The organism is Cupriavidus sp. 05T41, from assembly GCF_056396525.1.
The window spans coordinates 1-16,309 of record NZ_JBFTLQ010000124.1 but is presented as its reverse complement, the minus strand read 5'-3'; the positions used below and the strand labels follow the sequence as shown (position 1 = coordinate 16,309).

The following is a 16,309-nucleotide window of genomic DNA, read 5'->3' as shown; positions in this document are numbered from 1 at the left end:
GCCGCGGGGGCGCCGGCGCGGGTGGCCGGCTTGCGCGCGCTGCCGGCTGCMGCCGGCGTGGCCGTGGCRGGCACCAGTTGCTTGAGGCCGGCCGCGGCTGCCGCGTCCTTGGGGTTGCGGCGCAAGGCATCGCGGTAGGCATTTTCGGCCAGGCGGCGATAGACATCGCCGAGATTGGCATAGCCGACGGCGAAATCGGGTTTGACATCGACCGCCAGCAACAATTCCGCTTCGGCGCGCTTGAGGTMGCCACGCTTGGCGTACAGCAGCGCCAGGTTGTTGTGCGGCTCKGGCAGCTCGGGGAAGTCCTGGGCCATCGACGACAGCGCGGCGATGGCTTCATCCTCGCGCCCGGCCTGGGCCAGCGCCCAGGCGCGCTCGAAGCGCGCCTGCGCATTGCGCGGGTTGGTGGCCAGCACGCGGTCGAAGCGGTTGATCGCCTCGTCATAGCGCTTCTGCGACGCCGCCTTCTCCGCTTCGGCCATGCCCGGGTMCGCCGAACGCACGCCGCCAGGCGGCGTGGCCGGCGCGCTCAGCGAGAGCGGGCCGTTCTGCGCGCCGGCAGGCCCTGCCGCGCCAAGCAGGCCCGCCAGCATCGCCGCCAGGCCAAACGATGCGGCCGCGATGCGTCGGCGCGCGGGCTGGGATGAAGCAGATGTCAAGGTGGGCAGGAACAGGCTCATGTAAGGGCGGTCCGTTATACTCCGCGGCATTCTAGCAAAGCGCGGGCATGCCGGCCGCGTATTGACGCGCACCGCGTTTTGCCGTGGTGCGCCGCGCGGCGTGCGGCGTGCCACCGCGAATTGGCGCTTCCGGTAAGATATGGGTCGCGCCTGGATTTGCTCAGGCGCAAAATGCGGGACCCGCGGATGGCGTGACAATGTGGTGCGACGACGATGCGCTGCGCTCCCGCCGCCGCTGTCATGCCTGTTGTGTCGTTGTGCCTGTTGTACCTGTTGTGCCTGTTGTGCAGGAGACGGCGCGCCGTTGCCGCCTTGTCGTCTCGCTGCGTTTGCTTTGCCGTGTTGTGCCGTAGCTGTCGCAACCTGTCATGCCGCCGGCAGGATTTCTCTTCCATTCACCTCGCTTCATGTATCCACTGAATATCTACAACACGCTCGCGCGTGAAAAGCAGCTCTTCGTGCCAATCGAACCCGGCCGTGTACGCATGTATGTCTGCGGCATGACGGTGTACGACTATTGTCACGTTGGCCATGCGCGCGTGATGGTGGTGTTCGACATGGTGCAGCGCTGGCTGCGCACCGCCGGCTACGAGGTGACCTATGTCCAGAACATCACCGACATCGACGACAAGATCATCCGCCGCGCGGCGGAGAACGGCGAGACCATCGGCGCGCTGACGGACCGTTTCATCCGCTACATGCACGAAGATGCCGACGCGCTTGGCATCCAGCGCCCGGACCACGAGCCACGTGCCACCGACTACGTGCCGCAGATGCTTGACATCATCGGCAAGCTGGAGGCGCGCGGGCTGGCCTATCACGCCAGCGATGGCGACGTGAACTACGCGGTACGCAAGTTCCCGAACTACGGCCGCTTGTMGGGCAAGTCGCTGGAAGACCTGCGCGCGGGCGAGCGCGTGGCGACMAACGAGGCCAAGCACGATCCGCTGGACTTCGTGCTGTGGAAGTCGGCCAAGGAGAGCGAGCCCGCCGAAAGCAAGTGGGAGTCGAAGTGGGGCGCCGGCCGCCCGGGCTGGCATATCGAATGCTCGGCCATGAGCTGCGCCTTGCTCGGCGAGCATTTCGACATCCATGGCGGCGGCGCCGACCTGCAGTTCCCGCACCATGAGAACGAGATCGCGCAGTCCGAGGGGGCCAGCGGCCAGACCTTCGTCAATATGTGGATGCACAACGGATTCGTGCGCGTGAACGACGAGAAGATGTCGAAGTCGCTMGGCAACTTCTTCACCATCCGCGACGTGCTCAAGGAGTACGACGCCGAAGTGGTGCGCTTCTTCATCCTGCGTGCGCACTACCGCAGCCCGCTGAACTACAGCGATGCCCATCTCGACGACGCACGCCATTCGCTAACGCGCCTGTACACCGCGCTCAAGGATGTGCAGCCCGATGGTGAGCCGCTCGACTGGGAAGAGGCGCACGCCAGGCGCTTCGTCGAAGCCATGGGCGACGACTTCAACACCCCGATCGCCATGGCCGTGCTGTTCGACCTTGCCGGCGAAGTCAACCGCACCGGCTCGCCGCAGATGGCGCGCCAGCTCAAGGGCCTGGGTGCCACGCTGGGCCTGCTCGAGCGCGACGCGCATGCCTTCCTGCAAGGCGGCACGGCCGCCGACGGCCTGCAGCCCGGGCAGATCGAGGCGCTGATCGCCGCGCGCAAGCAAGCCAAGGCCGGCCGCGATTTCGCCGAGGCCGACCGCATCCGCGCCGAACTGCTGGCAGGCGGCGTGATCCTCGAAGACAAGCCGGGCGGTGCCACCGAGTGGAGGCGCGCTTGAACGCTGCCGTGCGCAAGACGGCGCCGCCCGCGGCGCCCGCCAAGACTGCCGCGGCCGCCAAGGCCGGGCAGCCGGCAGCGCCAAAGCCGCTCAAGGCAACTACCGCGGCCAAGACCGCAGCGAAGCCCGCAGCGAAGCCCGCCGCCAAGCCGGTGAAGGCCGCACCCAAGGCCGGCGCACGCGCGGGCAAGGTGCCCGCCTTGCCCGAGGCGCAGGCAGTGCCGCTGCCGGTCGAGACCGTGGTGGACGCGGTGCGTCCCGCGTACTGGGACGAGGCTTGCGCCGACCTGATGAAGCGCGACCGTATCCTGCGCAAGATGATCCCGACCTACGGCCCGGCGCACCTGATCTCGCGCGGCGATCCCTTCATCACGCTGGCCCGTTCCGTGGTCGGCCAGCAGATTTCGGTGAAGGMCGCGCAGACCGTGTGGGAACGGCTGGCCGCGCTCTGTCCGAAGCTCACCCCGGCGCAGATGCTCAAGGCCGGGCACGAAAACCTGGCTGCCTGCGGCCTGTCGCGGCGCAAGGCAGAGTACATCGTCGATCTCGCCGAGCACTTCAAGGCCGGCCGTGTGCATGTGGGCAACTGGGCGGAGATGGACGACGAAGCCGTCATCGCGGAGCTCACGCAGATCCGCGGCATCGGTMGCTGGACTGCCGAGATGTTTCTGATGTTCAATCTGATGCGGCCCAACGTGTTGCCGCTCGACGATGTCGGGCTGATCAACGCCATTTCGGCCAACYATTTCAGCGGCGAACCCGTCACGCGCAGCGAAGCGCGCGAGGTTGCCGCCAACTKGGAGCCCTGGCGCACCGTCGCCACCTGGTACATGTGGCGCAGCCTTGACCCGCTGCCGGTGACCTATTAGCCTGAAAGGGCACAGAATTTACGGGGAAGTGCGYGAGACTGCATCCGCAGACTTGCGGTTTTGGGGGCGAATTCCGGTAGAATCCGCCCCTTCACAGACGGGTACGTGTGATTCTCATGAAAACCACCTTCCTGGATTTTGAGCAGCCCATTGCCGAACTCGAGGCAAAGATCGAAGAACTGCGTTTTGTGCAGGACGATTCGGCTGTCGACATCTCCGAAGAAATCTCGCGGCTGGCCGGCAAGAGCCAGCAGCTGACCAAAGACATTTACGCCAACCTGACCCCATGGCAGGTGGCGCAGATCGCCCGGCATCCGCAGCGTCCCTATACGCTCGACTATGTGCGGGAGATCTTCACCGATTTCCACGAACTGCACGGCGACCGCACTTTTGCGGACGATCTCTCCATCGTGGGCGGCCTGGCCCGCTTCAACGGACAGGCGTGCATGGTGATCGGTCACCAGAAGGGCCGCGACACCAAGGAGCGCGCGCTGCGCAACTTCGGCATGCCCAAGCCCGAAGGCTACCGCAAGGCCAAGCGCCTGATGGAGCTGGCGGACAAGTTCGGCCTGCCGATCTTCACCTTCGTCGACACCCCGGGCGCGTTCCCGGGCATCGATGCGGAAGAGCGCGGCCAGTCCGAGGCCATCGGCCACAACCTGTATGTGATGGCCGGGCTCAAGGTGCCCCTGATCGCCACCATCATCGGTGAAGGCGGCTCCGGCGGCGCGCTGGCGATCGCCGTGGGCGACGTGGTGCAGATGCTGCAGTTCTCCACCTACGCCGTGATCTCGCCGGAAGGCTGTGCTTCGATCCTGTGGAAGACCGCCGAGAAGGCRCCGGAAGCTGCCGAGGCGCTCGGCCTGACCGCGCATCGCCTGAAGGCGCTCGGCCTGATCGACAAGATCGTSARCGAGCCGCTGGGCGGCGCGCAYCGCGAYMCSAAGRRCATGGCGRCSATGCTCAAGCGYTCRCTGGCSGAWTCGCTGCGCCAGTTCCAGGGCATGRGCGTSAAGGAGTTGCAGGCGCGCCGTCATGAGCGTCTGCTGGCCTATGGCAAGTTCAAGGAATCCGGCGCACCGGGCTGACCCGTCCGCCGGCTTGACCKACAAGGTCGCACAGGCTCTCCAGGCCGGTGCGGCCTTTGTTGTTTCTGGCCACGGCGGACGGGCAGGCACGGTGGCGGTGGCGCTGTCGGGCGGGCGCGACTCGGTCGCGCTGCTGCACGCGCTGCGCGCGGCGGTGTTGGCCGGCGCGCTGCCGCTGCGCGTGGCGGCGCTGCATGTGCATCATGGCCTGCAGGCGGCCGCGGACGAGTGGGACGCCTTCTGCGCTTCGCTGTGCCGCGAGTGGCAGGTCCCGTTCTTCAGCMGCCGCGTGGTGGTGAGCMAGCAGCAGGGCGAAGGCCTCGAGGCCGCCGCACGCCGCGCGCGCTATGCCGCGCTCGAGTCGATGTGCGGCGAGGYCGGCGCGGCCCTGTTGCTGTTCGCGCATCACCAGGACGATCAGGCCGAGACCGTGCTGCTGCGCCTGTTCCGCGGCAGCGGCCTGGCCGGGCTGGGCGGCATGCCGCGCCTGCGGCGCATGGGCACGAACCGGCAGATCGTGTTGCTGCGCCCCTGGCTGGACGTGGCGCGCGACGAGATCGACGCCTATTGCGCGGCCAATGCGCTGCCCTGGATCGACGATCCCTCCAATCACGATCTGCGTTTCGCCCGCAACGCGCTGCGCCAGCACATGCCGGCGCTGGCGGCGGCGTTTCCCGCCTTGCGCGCCAATGTGGCTCAGGCCGCCGCGCATCTGGCCCAGGCTGGCGAGTTGCTCGATGCGCTCGCTACGGAATGGATGGCCCCTCTGGTGCGCCCGCCGCGCGATGCCGGCACCGTGGCCGAACTCGATCTCGCCGGCCTGCGTGCGCTGTCGCCGGCGCAGGCCGATGCCGTGTTGCGCCTGTGGCTGCGCGAGCTCGGCACGCAGGCGCCATCGACCGCGCGCCTGTGCGCCATGCGCGCGCAACTGATCCGGCACGACGGCGGCGAGCCTGCCATCCATCACGAGGCGCTGGTCTTGCGGCGTTTCCAGGGGCACGTGCTGGCTTGTCGTGCCGAGGGCGATCTCTCGCCGCAGGAACTCGCCATGCAGTGGCGCGGCGAGGCGAGCCTGCCGGCGCCATGCTGGCGTGGCGAGCTGCGCTTCACGCGCGACGACACCTTCGGCGTGCCGGAGGCCGCGTTGCGCCAGCCCTTGCGGCTGGCGCAGCGGCAGGGCGGGGAGCGCATCGTGCTGCGTCCGGGCGGCCCCGCGCGCGCGCTCAAGCAGGCCTATCAGGAAGCCAGCGTGCCGGCGGCGCGGCGCGCGCGGCTGCCGCTGCTGTGGGCAGGCGATCAACTGCTGTTTGCGGCCGGCCTCGGCATGCATCGCAGGTGGCCCGGCGCGCCGGCGTCGCCGCGCTGGCGTATCGAATGGTCCGAGTGGCCCGCCGGCGTCGTGCCGGCCGGGTAGGCGCCKCAGGAATCGCTGTCGCGCCGACGCGCCGATGCCGCGCGTGCGAGCCTCGCTCCACATGATCCTGCGCCCCGTGAGGCCGCCTGCGCCTTRCCTCGGCGGAGCTCTTCGTGTATTTTCAGGGGTTTTGCACAATCGCTGGCGTCGACAAGAAGATGGCTCTCATCGTTCACAAATACGGCGGCACTTCGATGGGTTCTCCGGAACGCATCAAGAATGTCGCCAAGCGMGTTGCCAAATGGCATCGCGCCGGTCACCGCGTAGTCGTGGTGCCTTCGGCCATGTCGGGCGAGACCAATCGCCTGCTCGGTCTCGCCAAGGAGATTTCKGCACAGCCGAACCCGCGCGAACTGGATATGCTGGCCTCCACCGGCGAGCAGGCCAGCGTGGCTCTGCTGGCCATTGCGCTGCAGGTCGAGGACATCGACGCCATCAGCTACACCGGCTGGCAAGTGCCGGTGAAGACCGATTCGGCCTACACCAAGGCACGTATCGAATCGATCGATGACKAGCGCATCCTGGCCGATCTCGACGCCGGGCGCGTGGTCGTCATCACCGGGTTCCAGGGCATCGACGGCGACGGCAACATCACCACGCTCGGCCGTGGCGGCTCGGATACCTCGGCAGTGGCCATCGCCGCCGCCATCGAGGCCGACGAATGCCTGATCTACACCGACGTGGACKGCGTCTACACGACCGATCCGCGCGTGGTCGAGGACGCCCGCCGCCTGGACCAGATCACCTTCGAGGAAATGCTGGAAATGGCCAGCCTCGGTTCCAAGGTGCTGCAGATCCGTTCGGTGGAGTTCGCCGGCAAGTATCGCGTGAAGACCCGCGTGCTGTCGTCGCTGACCGACCCCCTGATGCCGCTSGAGAAGGAAATGCACTCGGGCACGCTGATCACTTTTGAGGAAGAGTCTGAAATGGAAGCAGCCGTCATCTCCGGCATCGCCTTTGCCCGTGACGAGGCCAAGATCACCGTCCTGGGCGTGCCCGACAAGCCCGGCATCGCCTACCAGATCCTGGGCCCGGTCGCCGACGCCAACATCGACGTCGACATGATCATCCAGAACCAGTCCGTCGACGGCAAGACCGACTTCACCTTCACCGTGCCGCGCGGCGAATACCAGCGCGCACTGGCGATCCTGAACGACGGCGTGAAGGGCCATATCGGCGCCGCCAGCGTATCGGGCGACCCCAAGGTATCGAAGGTATCGGTGGTCGGCGTGGGCATGCGCTCGCACGTCGGCATCGCCAGCAAGATGTTCCGCACGCTGTCCGAAGAAGGCATCAACATCCAGATGATCTCCACCTCGGAAATCAAGATCTCGGTGCTGATCGACGAGAAGTACATGGAGCTCGCCGTGCGCGCGCTGCACAAGGTGTTCGAACTGGATCAGGCGTGATCCGGCTCGGCAGGCCGCATGCGGCCCGCCGGTGATTCTGTCGGGGTGCACAAATTTTTTGTGATTGGTGATCGAAACTTCGTTGACCAAATCAAAACACCTCGATAGAATACGCGCTTCGTTGTGTGGCCTCCCTCACACAACGGCAGGTTTGGGAGACGTGGCCGAGAGGTCGAAGGCACTCCCCTGCTAAGGGAGCATCCGGGCCAAAACCTGGATCGAGGGTTCGAATCCCTCCGTCTCCGCCATTATTGGCGGCGAAACCCCGGAAGATTGCGGTCTTCCGGGGTTTTGTTTTTTGTGGGTCTGTCCGGACTGCTACACAGCCATGCGGGTGCTACACATGGACTGGTGGAGTATCCGATGGCAACCCACCTCACGACGCGGCAGTGTCTGCTATCTTCGCCGCAAAATTCCCCAAGACTTGATTCAGCAGTATGGCAGGCAAGAGATTGTCCGCAGTCTGCACACGAAAGACCGTGCCCAAGCGGAGCGACTGTTACGCCGCGCATCGGTTGAACTTGACGACGAGTTTGCACAGAGACGTGGAGAGGCAACATCGCCTTCCGTGGAGCCGACGATTGCTCCGCCCGTTGTCGCATCAGGTAGCAAGAAATCTCTCTGACTCGAAGGATGACGACGAGCATGGACGGCCAGTAGTAATCGGTCTMCGTCGCCGGCGCGTGGCCGCCGCGCTTCGCCGCGAAGGATACGAATGTCCTTGCGGGCGACCATGCCGAAGCGAACTTCTCCGTGGTCGATATCCAGGACTTCTAGCGTGACCGCGTCCCCGATCACGCAGGATTCGCCGGGACGGCGAGAGAAGGCGACCATGAGGGGACTCCAGGTGGGTAAGGTCGGCGCGCATCCGTGCTGATGGGCATCGGCTCTGGCAACGCCAAGGCGGGTAGCACTTCGCTCGTTCGATGGCACGCTGTATGGCCACGAGTGCCTGCGGGCTGTTTTCCAGCACGTCGAGCCGATCAGGCCTGCAGCGGTAGTGACGATGTCGGTGACGCTTGCCGCAGTAAGCTGCGCCAGCGAGCGGAGGCCCATCTGTTCCAGCCGGGCCACGACCGTGGAGCCTACGCCTTTCACGGCCAGTAGGGCTGCGCGTTCATTCTCAGAAAACGCCATGCAAGGTTCCGCCTTAGCCCTCATGACCTTACGCCGCGTGCGGCCATCTCTATCGTGACCAGCGGGCCCGTTTCTCCCTCGAATGCTTCTGGGGGTGGCGTAGCGGGACGTACTCTGAACAGGCGGCAGGCGGCCCACCAGCACAGGGCGGCGAACAGGTTGTRGGGGAATAGCAGCGCCCAGAAGGGAAGCATCCAGTTCTTCTTGCCTTGCATTTCACCGGGCTCGCCAGTGCGCCACGGAACGTAGTGACGTACCGCTTCACGCGGAGTCAGGCAGATATTGTTGTGAGGGATATTCCACCAGTGGGGCGCCGGAGGCAGCGGCAGATCACTCGGTCCCTGGGCCATGAAATGGCGGATGTACTCCCAAACCTGGGCAACGTGAGCGACACGTGCATCGCTGGGGTCGTTCCCATCTATCGTTATGAACATGGCCTCCGGCGCGGGCTTCGACGGAGAGGCCGGCGGTCCTTGATTGAGCATATGCAGTATCAGCGAATGGGTAACGCTAACCGCGCGTCCGGTGAATTCCATCTTTGATTGCATGCCTCCCTTGGCACTGCTCCAGTCTCCAACGAGGAGATATTTTCCTTCACGGTAATACATGTATTTATTTTGTCGGTTCCAATAAAAATTGGATCTGCTTTTTATTAAATGTATTCGTAGATAAAGAAGTGCGAATGAAAATAGAGATAGAAATAAAATGACAATGAATAATGACTTATCGAGTCGTGATTCGTACGATATGTTTTTTGCAAGGTAGTAAATTAGGAATGCGGCCGCGCATATTATTCCTGTAGCGTAAATTTTACCCATGAAGGCGGAGTCCGCTGGCCAAGGGTTTMGCAAACAGAGTACATGCCGACCCATGGCCACATACTGATCCCCAATCGCGGGAGCCGCATCCGGCTTGCTGCGAGCCGACCATAACCAGTCAATTGCCATGACCTGCCTCGTTTCGGGTCTTGTGCATCATGGCCTTATGCCGCGCGCGGCCATCTCTATCGTGACCAGCGGACCCGTTTCTCCCTCGAATGCTTCTGGGGGTGGCGTAGCGGGACGTACCTTGAACAGCCGGCAGGTGGCCCACCAGCACAGGGCGGCGAACAGGTTGTAAGGGAAGAGGGCGGCCCAAAACGGTAGCAGCCACCATTTTTTTACCTGCGCTTCGCCGGGCTCGCCTGTCCGCCAGGGGGCGTAGTGGCGCCACGATTGGGCTGGTGTCAGGCAGAGGTTGTTGTGGGGCACGTTCCACCAGTGCGGTGCGTGCGGCAACGGCAAGTTATCCGGCCCATGAGCCATGAATTGGCGGATGTATTCCCAGACCTGGGCGACAAAGATGGTGCGAGGGTCGCTGGGCTCGTTGCTATCGATGGCGATGTTGTAGTTGGGCGCCMAGGATTTTGCGATCAAGCGGGCCTGCTCGCTGCTTGGTTCGGTGCCAAAGACATTGAGCAGAAGCGAATAGCTCGTACTGAAAGATCGGCCAGAGTATTCCGTTTGGCCCAGCATACCCGCTTGCACGCGACTCCATTCGCCGACGTGCAGAAGTTTTCCTTTGCGGTAATATACTTTCTGGGTGATTCGGTTGAAATAGAAATTTGACTGTCGACTAATAAAGTTGATTCTATAGGCAAGCGATGGTAAAAATAAAAACAGCACCGGAAAGCAAACAAGAGATATCGCGATAATTGAATCTGTATTAATTTTTATTAGGTCGTCATATAGGTAATAAATAAAATAAATTACCCATGAAAAAATAGTTGTTGAGTACATCTTACCCATGAATGCCGAGTCCGCTGGCCATGGATTGCGCAGGCACAGCACCTGCCTGCCCATGGCGATGTATTGGTCACTGACGGCGGGGGCCGTCTCGGGTTTACTGTTCGGTGTCCATAACCAGGCGATTGCCATTATTTTMCATTCAGCCGAAACTGCGTGGAGACTTGTGTGCTTTCATCCATCGMATAGGGAAACCAATTGCTCGCCGACCGAAACCGATGCCGTTTCCGCTGGATATCGGCAAACGTGGACCGCCGTTGGAAGTCAGGCGCGATCATTGCGTTCCTCGTCGGCGAAGCCGCACAGCCGGTCATTCTCCGGCGGAAACTGAGGTTCCGGGTAGGTGAGGATGATGAGTTGGGGGAGTGCCATCACCGGCATGACCAGCAGCACGATGGCGAGGTCCACCCAAAGGGTGAGCGGAAGCCACCARCGGCGGTTTGGATCGGTGAAGGAGGCGAGCACCCAGCGACCGCCGTAACGCAGCAGTACATCGCGCCAACTGCGTGGTGGCGATTCCACGGTGGGGGCCGGGAGACTCGGATCTCCTGTCATATACCGTTGCAGCCAAGCCCATCTACAATCGGTAGGGAGAACTAATACAGAGTCAATGGAAATTCTATAGTCCGCAACTATGGGAATTTTGGCCAGCTTGGGCTCTGGTGTGTTGCTTGTATATCCGATGAGGTACAAATACGGCGCGCTTCTTCCTGTTGAATAGGCGAGTGCTTGGATGTGGTTCCACTCCATAACCAAAAGTTCTTCATTGCCCTCTTCTGGGTAAGGTGAATAGTAGATTTTCTGAGTTTTTCTATTAATACGAACTCGGCTAGATCGATAGCGGAAGCGTGGTCCAATGAGTCGCGCCGATAGGAATCCGGAAAATCCAAATGCAAGGMAGGAGAGGCTGATCAMAAGGAAATAAGTCGTATTATCCCGTGAGTGGCTCAGTGTCGCTCCGAGTATTAGTGTGATGCTAAGCAGCAAGCTGATCCTCAGAGTCAGCCCCTCATTGTTTCTCTGCATGGTTTCCGAGATCAATTCGATTCCGTGCTCGCTTTTCCGAAGAATGGAGATTCCCGGGATGGAATTGGGATTTATCTCGGAAGACAATAGATTGCTTGCGGATCTGAATTGACKCCATTTCCGCTGGATCTCGGCGAGCGTGGGTCGCCGTTGGAGGTCAGGCACGATGATCGCTATCCTCGTCGGCGAAGCCGCACAGGCGGTCGTTCTCCGGCGGAAACTGAGGTTCCGGGTAGGTGAGGATGATGAGTTGGGGGAGCGCCATCACCGGCATGACCAGCAGCACGATGGCGAGGTCCACCCAGAGGGTGAGCGGTAGCCACCAGCGGCGCTTTGGATCGGTGAAGGAGGCGAGCACCCAGCGACCGCMGTAACGCAGCAGTACATCGCGCCAGGTGCGTGGTGGGGACTCCACGGTGGGGGACGGGAGGTTTGGGTCTCCCGCCATATACCGTTGCAACCATGTCCACGTTGATTCATTGTGGTAGCCGATATGAGCCCCGATGATGGGGACTTTGACAAGTTCGCGTTCCGTTAGGTTTGACGTGTATCCAACAAGATATAAATAGCCTTGGCCTTTGCCTCGATAGTAATCGATGGCCAATAACTCGTCCCAATCGAGAGTCCAAAGAGAATCAGGACTTTCATCCGGATACGGGGCGAAGTAAATCCTTTTCGCCTTGCGATCGACCCGCACAGCTGAATTGCGATAGCGAAGTCGATAACTCAGCATACGTGATAAACTAATTACCAGTAGATACGCGATCGGGAGTATCGCGGCGAAACAAAACGGGAGTGGTGAATCCGTGTTTGACTGCAACAGTCCGAMGCCAATGATMATAAAAGCGCCAAAAGTAATAAGCGCCCCCATGTGCCACGATATTGTTGTGTCGTTTCGCTGAAGAGTATCCGCTGTCAGTACTATGCAATGTTCGCTMGAACGAAGGATGGTAATGGTCGGTTTAACACTCGGATCGGGCTCTAGTGGTAGGGTCGTACATGCCGAGCGAAACAGGCGCCATTTCCGCTGGGCGTTGGCAAACGTAGGCCGCGCTGGGGAGGGGGGTCGTATCGTCATCTGGACACCTTGACCGGCTCAAGCAGATCGCTATCGATAGGATCGGTCAGCCAGGTGCCGCGGGTKAACTCCAGCGGCTCCCGTTGCGGCATCAAGGCCAGCATGGGCTGGTCCTTGGGATCGGGCCGATAGCAATAGTCCAGTTCGACCCGCGCGTCGGCGCGCATGCTGATGCGCCACGTCAGCACGCGGGTGCCATCGCGCACGGCATCGCTACTGGCAATCAGGCATTCGTCGTCGTAGGGGAAGCGATACTCCGGTGAGGTCACGATGGGGCCTTCCACCTGACGCAGGGGTTTTTTGCCACGGTAGACACGCAACTCTTTCTGGAAGCGTGCAGCGGCATCTGCCGTGGCCGCTACGGCGGCGGTTGCTTTGTCGGTCTCATCGCTTTGGTCTTTGATTTCCCGATAGCTGGGTAAGCTCAGCGAAATAGAGAGTGTGCCTACCCCTTCGGCGGCGACCTCGCGGTGCAGTGCTTGAGCGTCTTGCCATAGGCCATACAGGGGCAAGGCTGTTCGCCAGGCAATGTTGCCCAGGCTAAAAGGTACGGCGCTGGCAGGGCTGTCCCAATCGGCCACGACACGCACTCCGTAAATTGCGCCGTGGAAGGMCGCCAACTCGTCCTCCAGGGTCTTGAAGCGGTAGCGTGCGTCGCCTTGGCTCCAGAAACTATGAGCCAGCCAGACCTCATCGGGCTGGAACCTGGCCATGGCTGCTTGTATTGAGAAGTAGGTGACGCCGACTGTCGCCACAGCGGCCAAGATCAGCCAGCCCACAGGGCCCATAAAGCTGAGCGTGACGCCCACGGCATTTAGCAGAAGACTCGCACCGACCAACGTACCGCAACCCGCGGAGGCCATGAACATCTTGGCGGCTTCGGTATTCTGTTCACTTCCGTATGCTTTGCTAGCACGCAGGAGGTCTGCTGCAGCGCTTAAGAATGCCGCCCCCGCTCCGAACTTTGTCGCGAGAGTACGAGCGGCGATTACCTCCTGACTACCGCGCACGACATTGAGTGCTCCGCCTTTCGCTAATCCTCTGAGTTGAAGAATGTCGCCTTTGATGTAGTAGCTGGCGCTTAGGACAGCCGAAATTGCCGCAAAAGCGGCCACTATGGATGTCGCTCGTTTGGAGGCATCACCCGATGTCATTTTCCCCTGTGCGAAATCCTTAAGCGATGACCTAAGAGACATAACTGCCGAAACTGCCGCCACTCCCGTCACCGCATACTCCCCGGCCACGATGCCCTTCTGCGTGGCGGCATAGGCTCGGCTCCCCTGCAGGCGTTGCAGGGTACGCTGGAATATATTGCCCTCCAGCCTGAACTTCTGGCCTTCGCCGGCGGGCGMGGGGCTGATGTAGTCCTTGCCGGCGCCCTTGGGTACTTCTTCATAGAGCAGCGTGGTGGCGGGCTGGCCTCGCAGTTCCCGCTTCACGGTGATGCCCCATTTCCTCAATTGCTCGGTGTTCATGTGCTGCTCGCMGCGGAACTGGGCATATTGGCGATTGGCTTCAGCGCTCGTCACGCGGTAGGTGACGACGGTGCTGCCGACACGGATCTCGGCGAACAGGCGCACGCGCCGGGCGACAAGATCTGCTTTGGCATCCGGAAGGGTCTTGTCTGCCAGGAGCGGAAGMATCAGGTTGATCAGCGCGTCGGAATGAGGTGTGGCTGGGTGGCTGATATTGAACTGGAAGATCGGGGCGAATGCCGCTACACCGGTATCCAGCGCTTGCTTCAGAATATCGGGATTGGTGAAGTTGGCGTGCAGCTCCGGTATGCCATGTGCCAGTGCCAGCCAGACCGGGCTGCTGCGATGGTCGGCCAGGACCAGATCGCGGACGCTGTCACGGCCGGCGGCGCTGTGGGTCAGGCTGCCAGCGCAGCGGGCGACGACGTTTTCATAGTCCTGGGCGTTGCGGTGGCTACCTAGGTCAAAGCAGGACAGGGCCTTGCCGAAGAGGCCATCGCTCCACCCCTTGCCGATGGCGCTACCTGCGGTCTTGACCCAGCCATCGAGGTCCGCTGCGCACTTGTCCAGGGTCTCTTGCAGCGTTTTGATCTTGCGCTGGTAGGCGAAGATGAAGGGCATGGCGTTGCCATCGATGGTGTTGGCATTGTCGCTTTCGTAGTAGCGTACGAGTCGTTGCCGCTTCAGGTAGAACTCACTGGTGGTTTGTTTTTGCACACTACTGAGGTACTGCTTGATCAGGGTGGCGCTGGTGTAGGCGTGGTTGTTGTCGATCTCATAGATTTGGCGTTCGGCTGCCGCGACGGCCGTGAGGTGGGCCAGTTCGCTGGTGATGCCGATAGGGTCCTGTAGCACCGCCGCCAAGGGCTTGACTCTCTTGTCGGAGGCACCATCTGCGCTCGGCGGCAACGCACCGTACATGCCGGTCAAGATGGATTGGTACGTCATGATGCGATCGCCCAGGGCAATCTCGCTCCAKGCACAGGGCCGGGCGCGGCCGGAGATGGCCGGCGTCACCAGTTCCGGCGTGGCTGTTGCGAGATGCACCGCGTCGAAGACATGCCGCTGTCTGGGGTCACCGGCAGGGKAGAGCTGGGTCGCTAGCTTGTCGCGGATACCATCCTTATTGGTTTCGATGCGCCAGAGTCGGGCGTGGCTCAACAGGGTTTCGCTGACCATGAGGTAGACGGTGTTGGCCACTTCTGTTTCCGGCGCCAGCAGGTAGGGTCTGGCGCCGACGGTATCGGGGCGGGCATAACGTCCGGGTGTGTCGTCGTTGGCATCCGCCTCGGTCCACCAGATGGGCGCGAAGCGCACGTCGCTGGTGACCTGGTAGTGCTGGGTCCACATGCGGCTGTTCTGGTAATAGAACAGGTAGACATAAGTGCCAGGACGCAATACACGCAGGCCATACGCMTTGCTGCCCTTTAGTTCCGGATAGCCTTTCACGCTKAGTGTCGGGAAGACTGCGGCTTCGAAGCCCTTGTCAGCGATGCCGTAGCGCAGGGGGTAGACCGGGACGCCGCGCTGGCACGACGGCGGCGAAATGGCGCAATTCCTTGGCTTCTCACTGGGATGCGCGGGTTGAAGTGCTTTTTTGAGGGGCAGGGTCACGGTGGTAATCCTCAAACTACTTTCTCGTCCTCGAAGCGCAGTTCGTTGTAGCCCTCGCCCTTGTGGGTCTGGCTTTTGATGGTCATGCGGGTCTTGTGGCGCGGCAGCGCGTAGGCCGGCAACTGGTTCGATCGGTACGTGCGGCCGGTGATGACCGGCTGGTCAGGATCGCCGTCCCAGAAGTCGACGATGACCTCCTGGCCGATGCGCGGGATGGCGGGGCCGGCGTGGGCCAGCTGCACGTCGAGACGGAAGGTCTCGGAGAGGGCTTCGTCGAAATCGAACGCGATGACTTCGAAGTCGACCCTGTCGACGACGGCGAAGGTGAAGCGCAGGGCGGACTGGCGTGGCATGGCAAGTTCCTGGCAAGGCGATATCACCCGCCGGCCGGCGTACCTGTGGCGCCGACTGGGGTGGCCGTCTATGGGCTGTCACTTGCGGGGGAKAATGCCGCAGGAAAAGGCGCGCAGGTCTCGGATGTTTCGGAAAAGCCGTGTGGAAACGGCGTCATTCCTTCGGTGCCTGATGCCGCAACGGCCCCCGTCGCGGCATCATGGCCAGTGTGGGATCGCGACGCACGTCGTCGGGCTTGGGCGTTTTCACCGGTAGTGTGGCTCTGATAGAGCGGCGTGCCGCCCAGGCGCAGGCTGGGCGGCAGCCGCTTGATGGTCTCCGCTATTCACTGTGGCGTCCCCTCTGGCTCCAGCTTGGCCGGGCCGATGGAGGCGGTGAAGAAGCAACCGCCTAAACGTGCAGATGGTGTGGTCCCCATGATGCTAGGCATCGTCGTTCACCTGCGGCGATGCCATGCCGCACAACTCGTCGATGTCCGTGGGAAAGGGCGTGTAGGGCACGTTGTACTGGATGCATGCTTCCACGCTGTCGGGAAACGCGTTGATCAGCAGCMAGCCCAGCCACAGCGGAAGGGTGATGGGC

13 protein-coding genes, 1 tRNA gene and 1 pseudogene are annotated in these 16,309 nt (G+C 62.1%); 7 read left to right on the top strand and 8 right to left on the bottom strand.

What is annotated here, in order from left to right; genetic code table 11:
* The coding region (locus AC1DKV_RS37720) for a tetratricopeptide repeat protein (RefSeq protein WP_477139440.1) at positions 1-683 on the bottom strand (683 nt) is incomplete at its 3' end.
* 407 nt (positions 684-1,090) lie between these two features.
* Between AC1DKV_RS37720 and cysS the strand changes: the two genes are divergently transcribed.
* The 7 genes from cysS to AC1DKV_RS37685 all read left to right on the top strand — a co-directional run bounded on the left by cysS (position 1,091) and on the right by AC1DKV_RS37685 (position 7,884).
* Positions 1,091-2,479, top strand: coding sequence for a cysteine--tRNA ligase (gene cysS, locus AC1DKV_RS37715; protein WP_477139439.1), 1,389 nt, complete (start codon positions 1,091-1,093; stop codon positions 2,477-2,479).
* Complete coding sequence (locus AC1DKV_RS37710; RefSeq protein WP_477139438.1) at positions 2,476-3,348, top strand: DNA-3-methyladenine glycosylase family protein; 873 nt, start codon at positions 2,476-2,478, stop codon at positions 3,346-3,348. The genes cysS and AC1DKV_RS37710 overlap by 4 nt, the downstream gene beginning before the upstream one ends.
* A 116-nt stretch (positions 3,349-3,464) precedes the next feature.
* Entirely contained in the window at positions 3,465-4,436 is a 972-nt protein-coding gene (locus AC1DKV_RS37705) for an acetyl-CoA carboxylase carboxyltransferase subunit alpha (protein WP_477139437.1), read from the top strand.
* Complete coding sequence (tilS, locus tag AC1DKV_RS37700) at positions 4,402-5,850, top strand: tRNA lysidine(34) synthetase TilS (protein WP_477139436.1); 1,449 nt, start codon at positions 4,402-4,404, stop codon at positions 5,848-5,850. Before AC1DKV_RS37705 ends, tilS begins: the two co-directional genes overlap by 35 nt.
* A gap of 158 nt (positions 5,851-6,008) precedes the next feature.
* Positions 6,009-7,259 (top strand): aspartate kinase, encoded by a 1,251-nt coding sequence (locus AC1DKV_RS37695; protein ID WP_477139435.1) that lies wholly within the window; start codon positions 6,009-6,011, stop codon positions 7,257-7,259.
* A gap of 154 nt (positions 7,260-7,413) precedes the next feature.
* Positions 7,414-7,507, top strand: a tRNA-Ser gene (locus tag AC1DKV_RS37690).
* 80 nt (positions 7,508-7,587) lie between these two features.
* Entirely contained in the window at positions 7,588-7,884 is a 297-nt protein-coding gene (locus AC1DKV_RS37685) for a DUF6538 domain-containing protein (protein ID WP_441650405.1), read from the top strand.
* Positions 7,885-7,964: 80 nt separating this feature from the next.
* Here the strand turns inward: AC1DKV_RS37685 and AC1DKV_RS37680 are convergent.
* The 7 genes and pseudogenes from AC1DKV_RS37680 to AC1DKV_RS37650 all read right to left on the bottom strand — a co-directional run.
* Positions 7,965-8,093 (bottom strand): annotated as a pseudogene (locus tag AC1DKV_RS37680) (carbon storage regulator); the annotation flags it as partial.
* A gap of 323 nt (positions 8,094-8,416) precedes the next feature.
* On the bottom strand, positions 8,417-9,214 hold the full coding sequence (locus AC1DKV_RS37675; RefSeq protein ID WP_477139434.1) for a hypothetical protein: 798 nt from the start codon (positions 9,212-9,214) through the stop codon (positions 8,417-8,419).
* A gap of 156 nt (positions 9,215-9,370) precedes the next feature.
* Positions 9,371-10,312 carry a hypothetical protein gene (locus AC1DKV_RS37670; protein ID WP_477139433.1) on the bottom strand — a complete coding sequence of 314 codons (942 nt, stop codon included), beginning with the start codon at positions 10,310-10,312 and terminating at the stop codon, positions 9,371-9,373.
* A 132-nt stretch (positions 10,313-10,444) separates the two neighbouring features.
* The gene (locus AC1DKV_RS37665) at positions 10,445-11,206 is read right to left on the bottom strand and encodes a DUF6708 domain-containing protein (RefSeq protein WP_477139441.1); all 762 of its coding nucleotides are present in this window, start codon (positions 11,204-11,206) and stop codon (positions 10,445-10,447) included.
* Between the two features lie 157 nt (positions 11,207-11,363).
* Positions 11,364-12,077: a DUF6708 domain-containing protein gene (locus AC1DKV_RS37660; RefSeq protein ID WP_477139432.1), complete on the bottom strand. Its 714-nt coding sequence runs from the start codon at positions 12,075-12,077 to the stop codon at positions 11,364-11,366.
* A gap of 203 nt (positions 12,078-12,280) precedes the next feature.
* Complete coding sequence (locus tag AC1DKV_RS37655; RefSeq protein ID WP_477139431.1) at positions 12,281-15,373, bottom strand: toxin VasX; 3,093 nt, start codon at positions 15,371-15,373, stop codon at positions 12,281-12,283.
* 11 nt (positions 15,374-15,384) lie between these two features.
* Positions 15,385-15,726: a hypothetical protein gene (locus tag AC1DKV_RS37650; RefSeq protein ID WP_441643395.1), complete on the bottom strand. Its 342-nt coding sequence runs from the start codon at positions 15,724-15,726 to the stop codon at positions 15,385-15,387.
* Positions 15,727-16,309 lie beyond the last annotated feature (583 nt).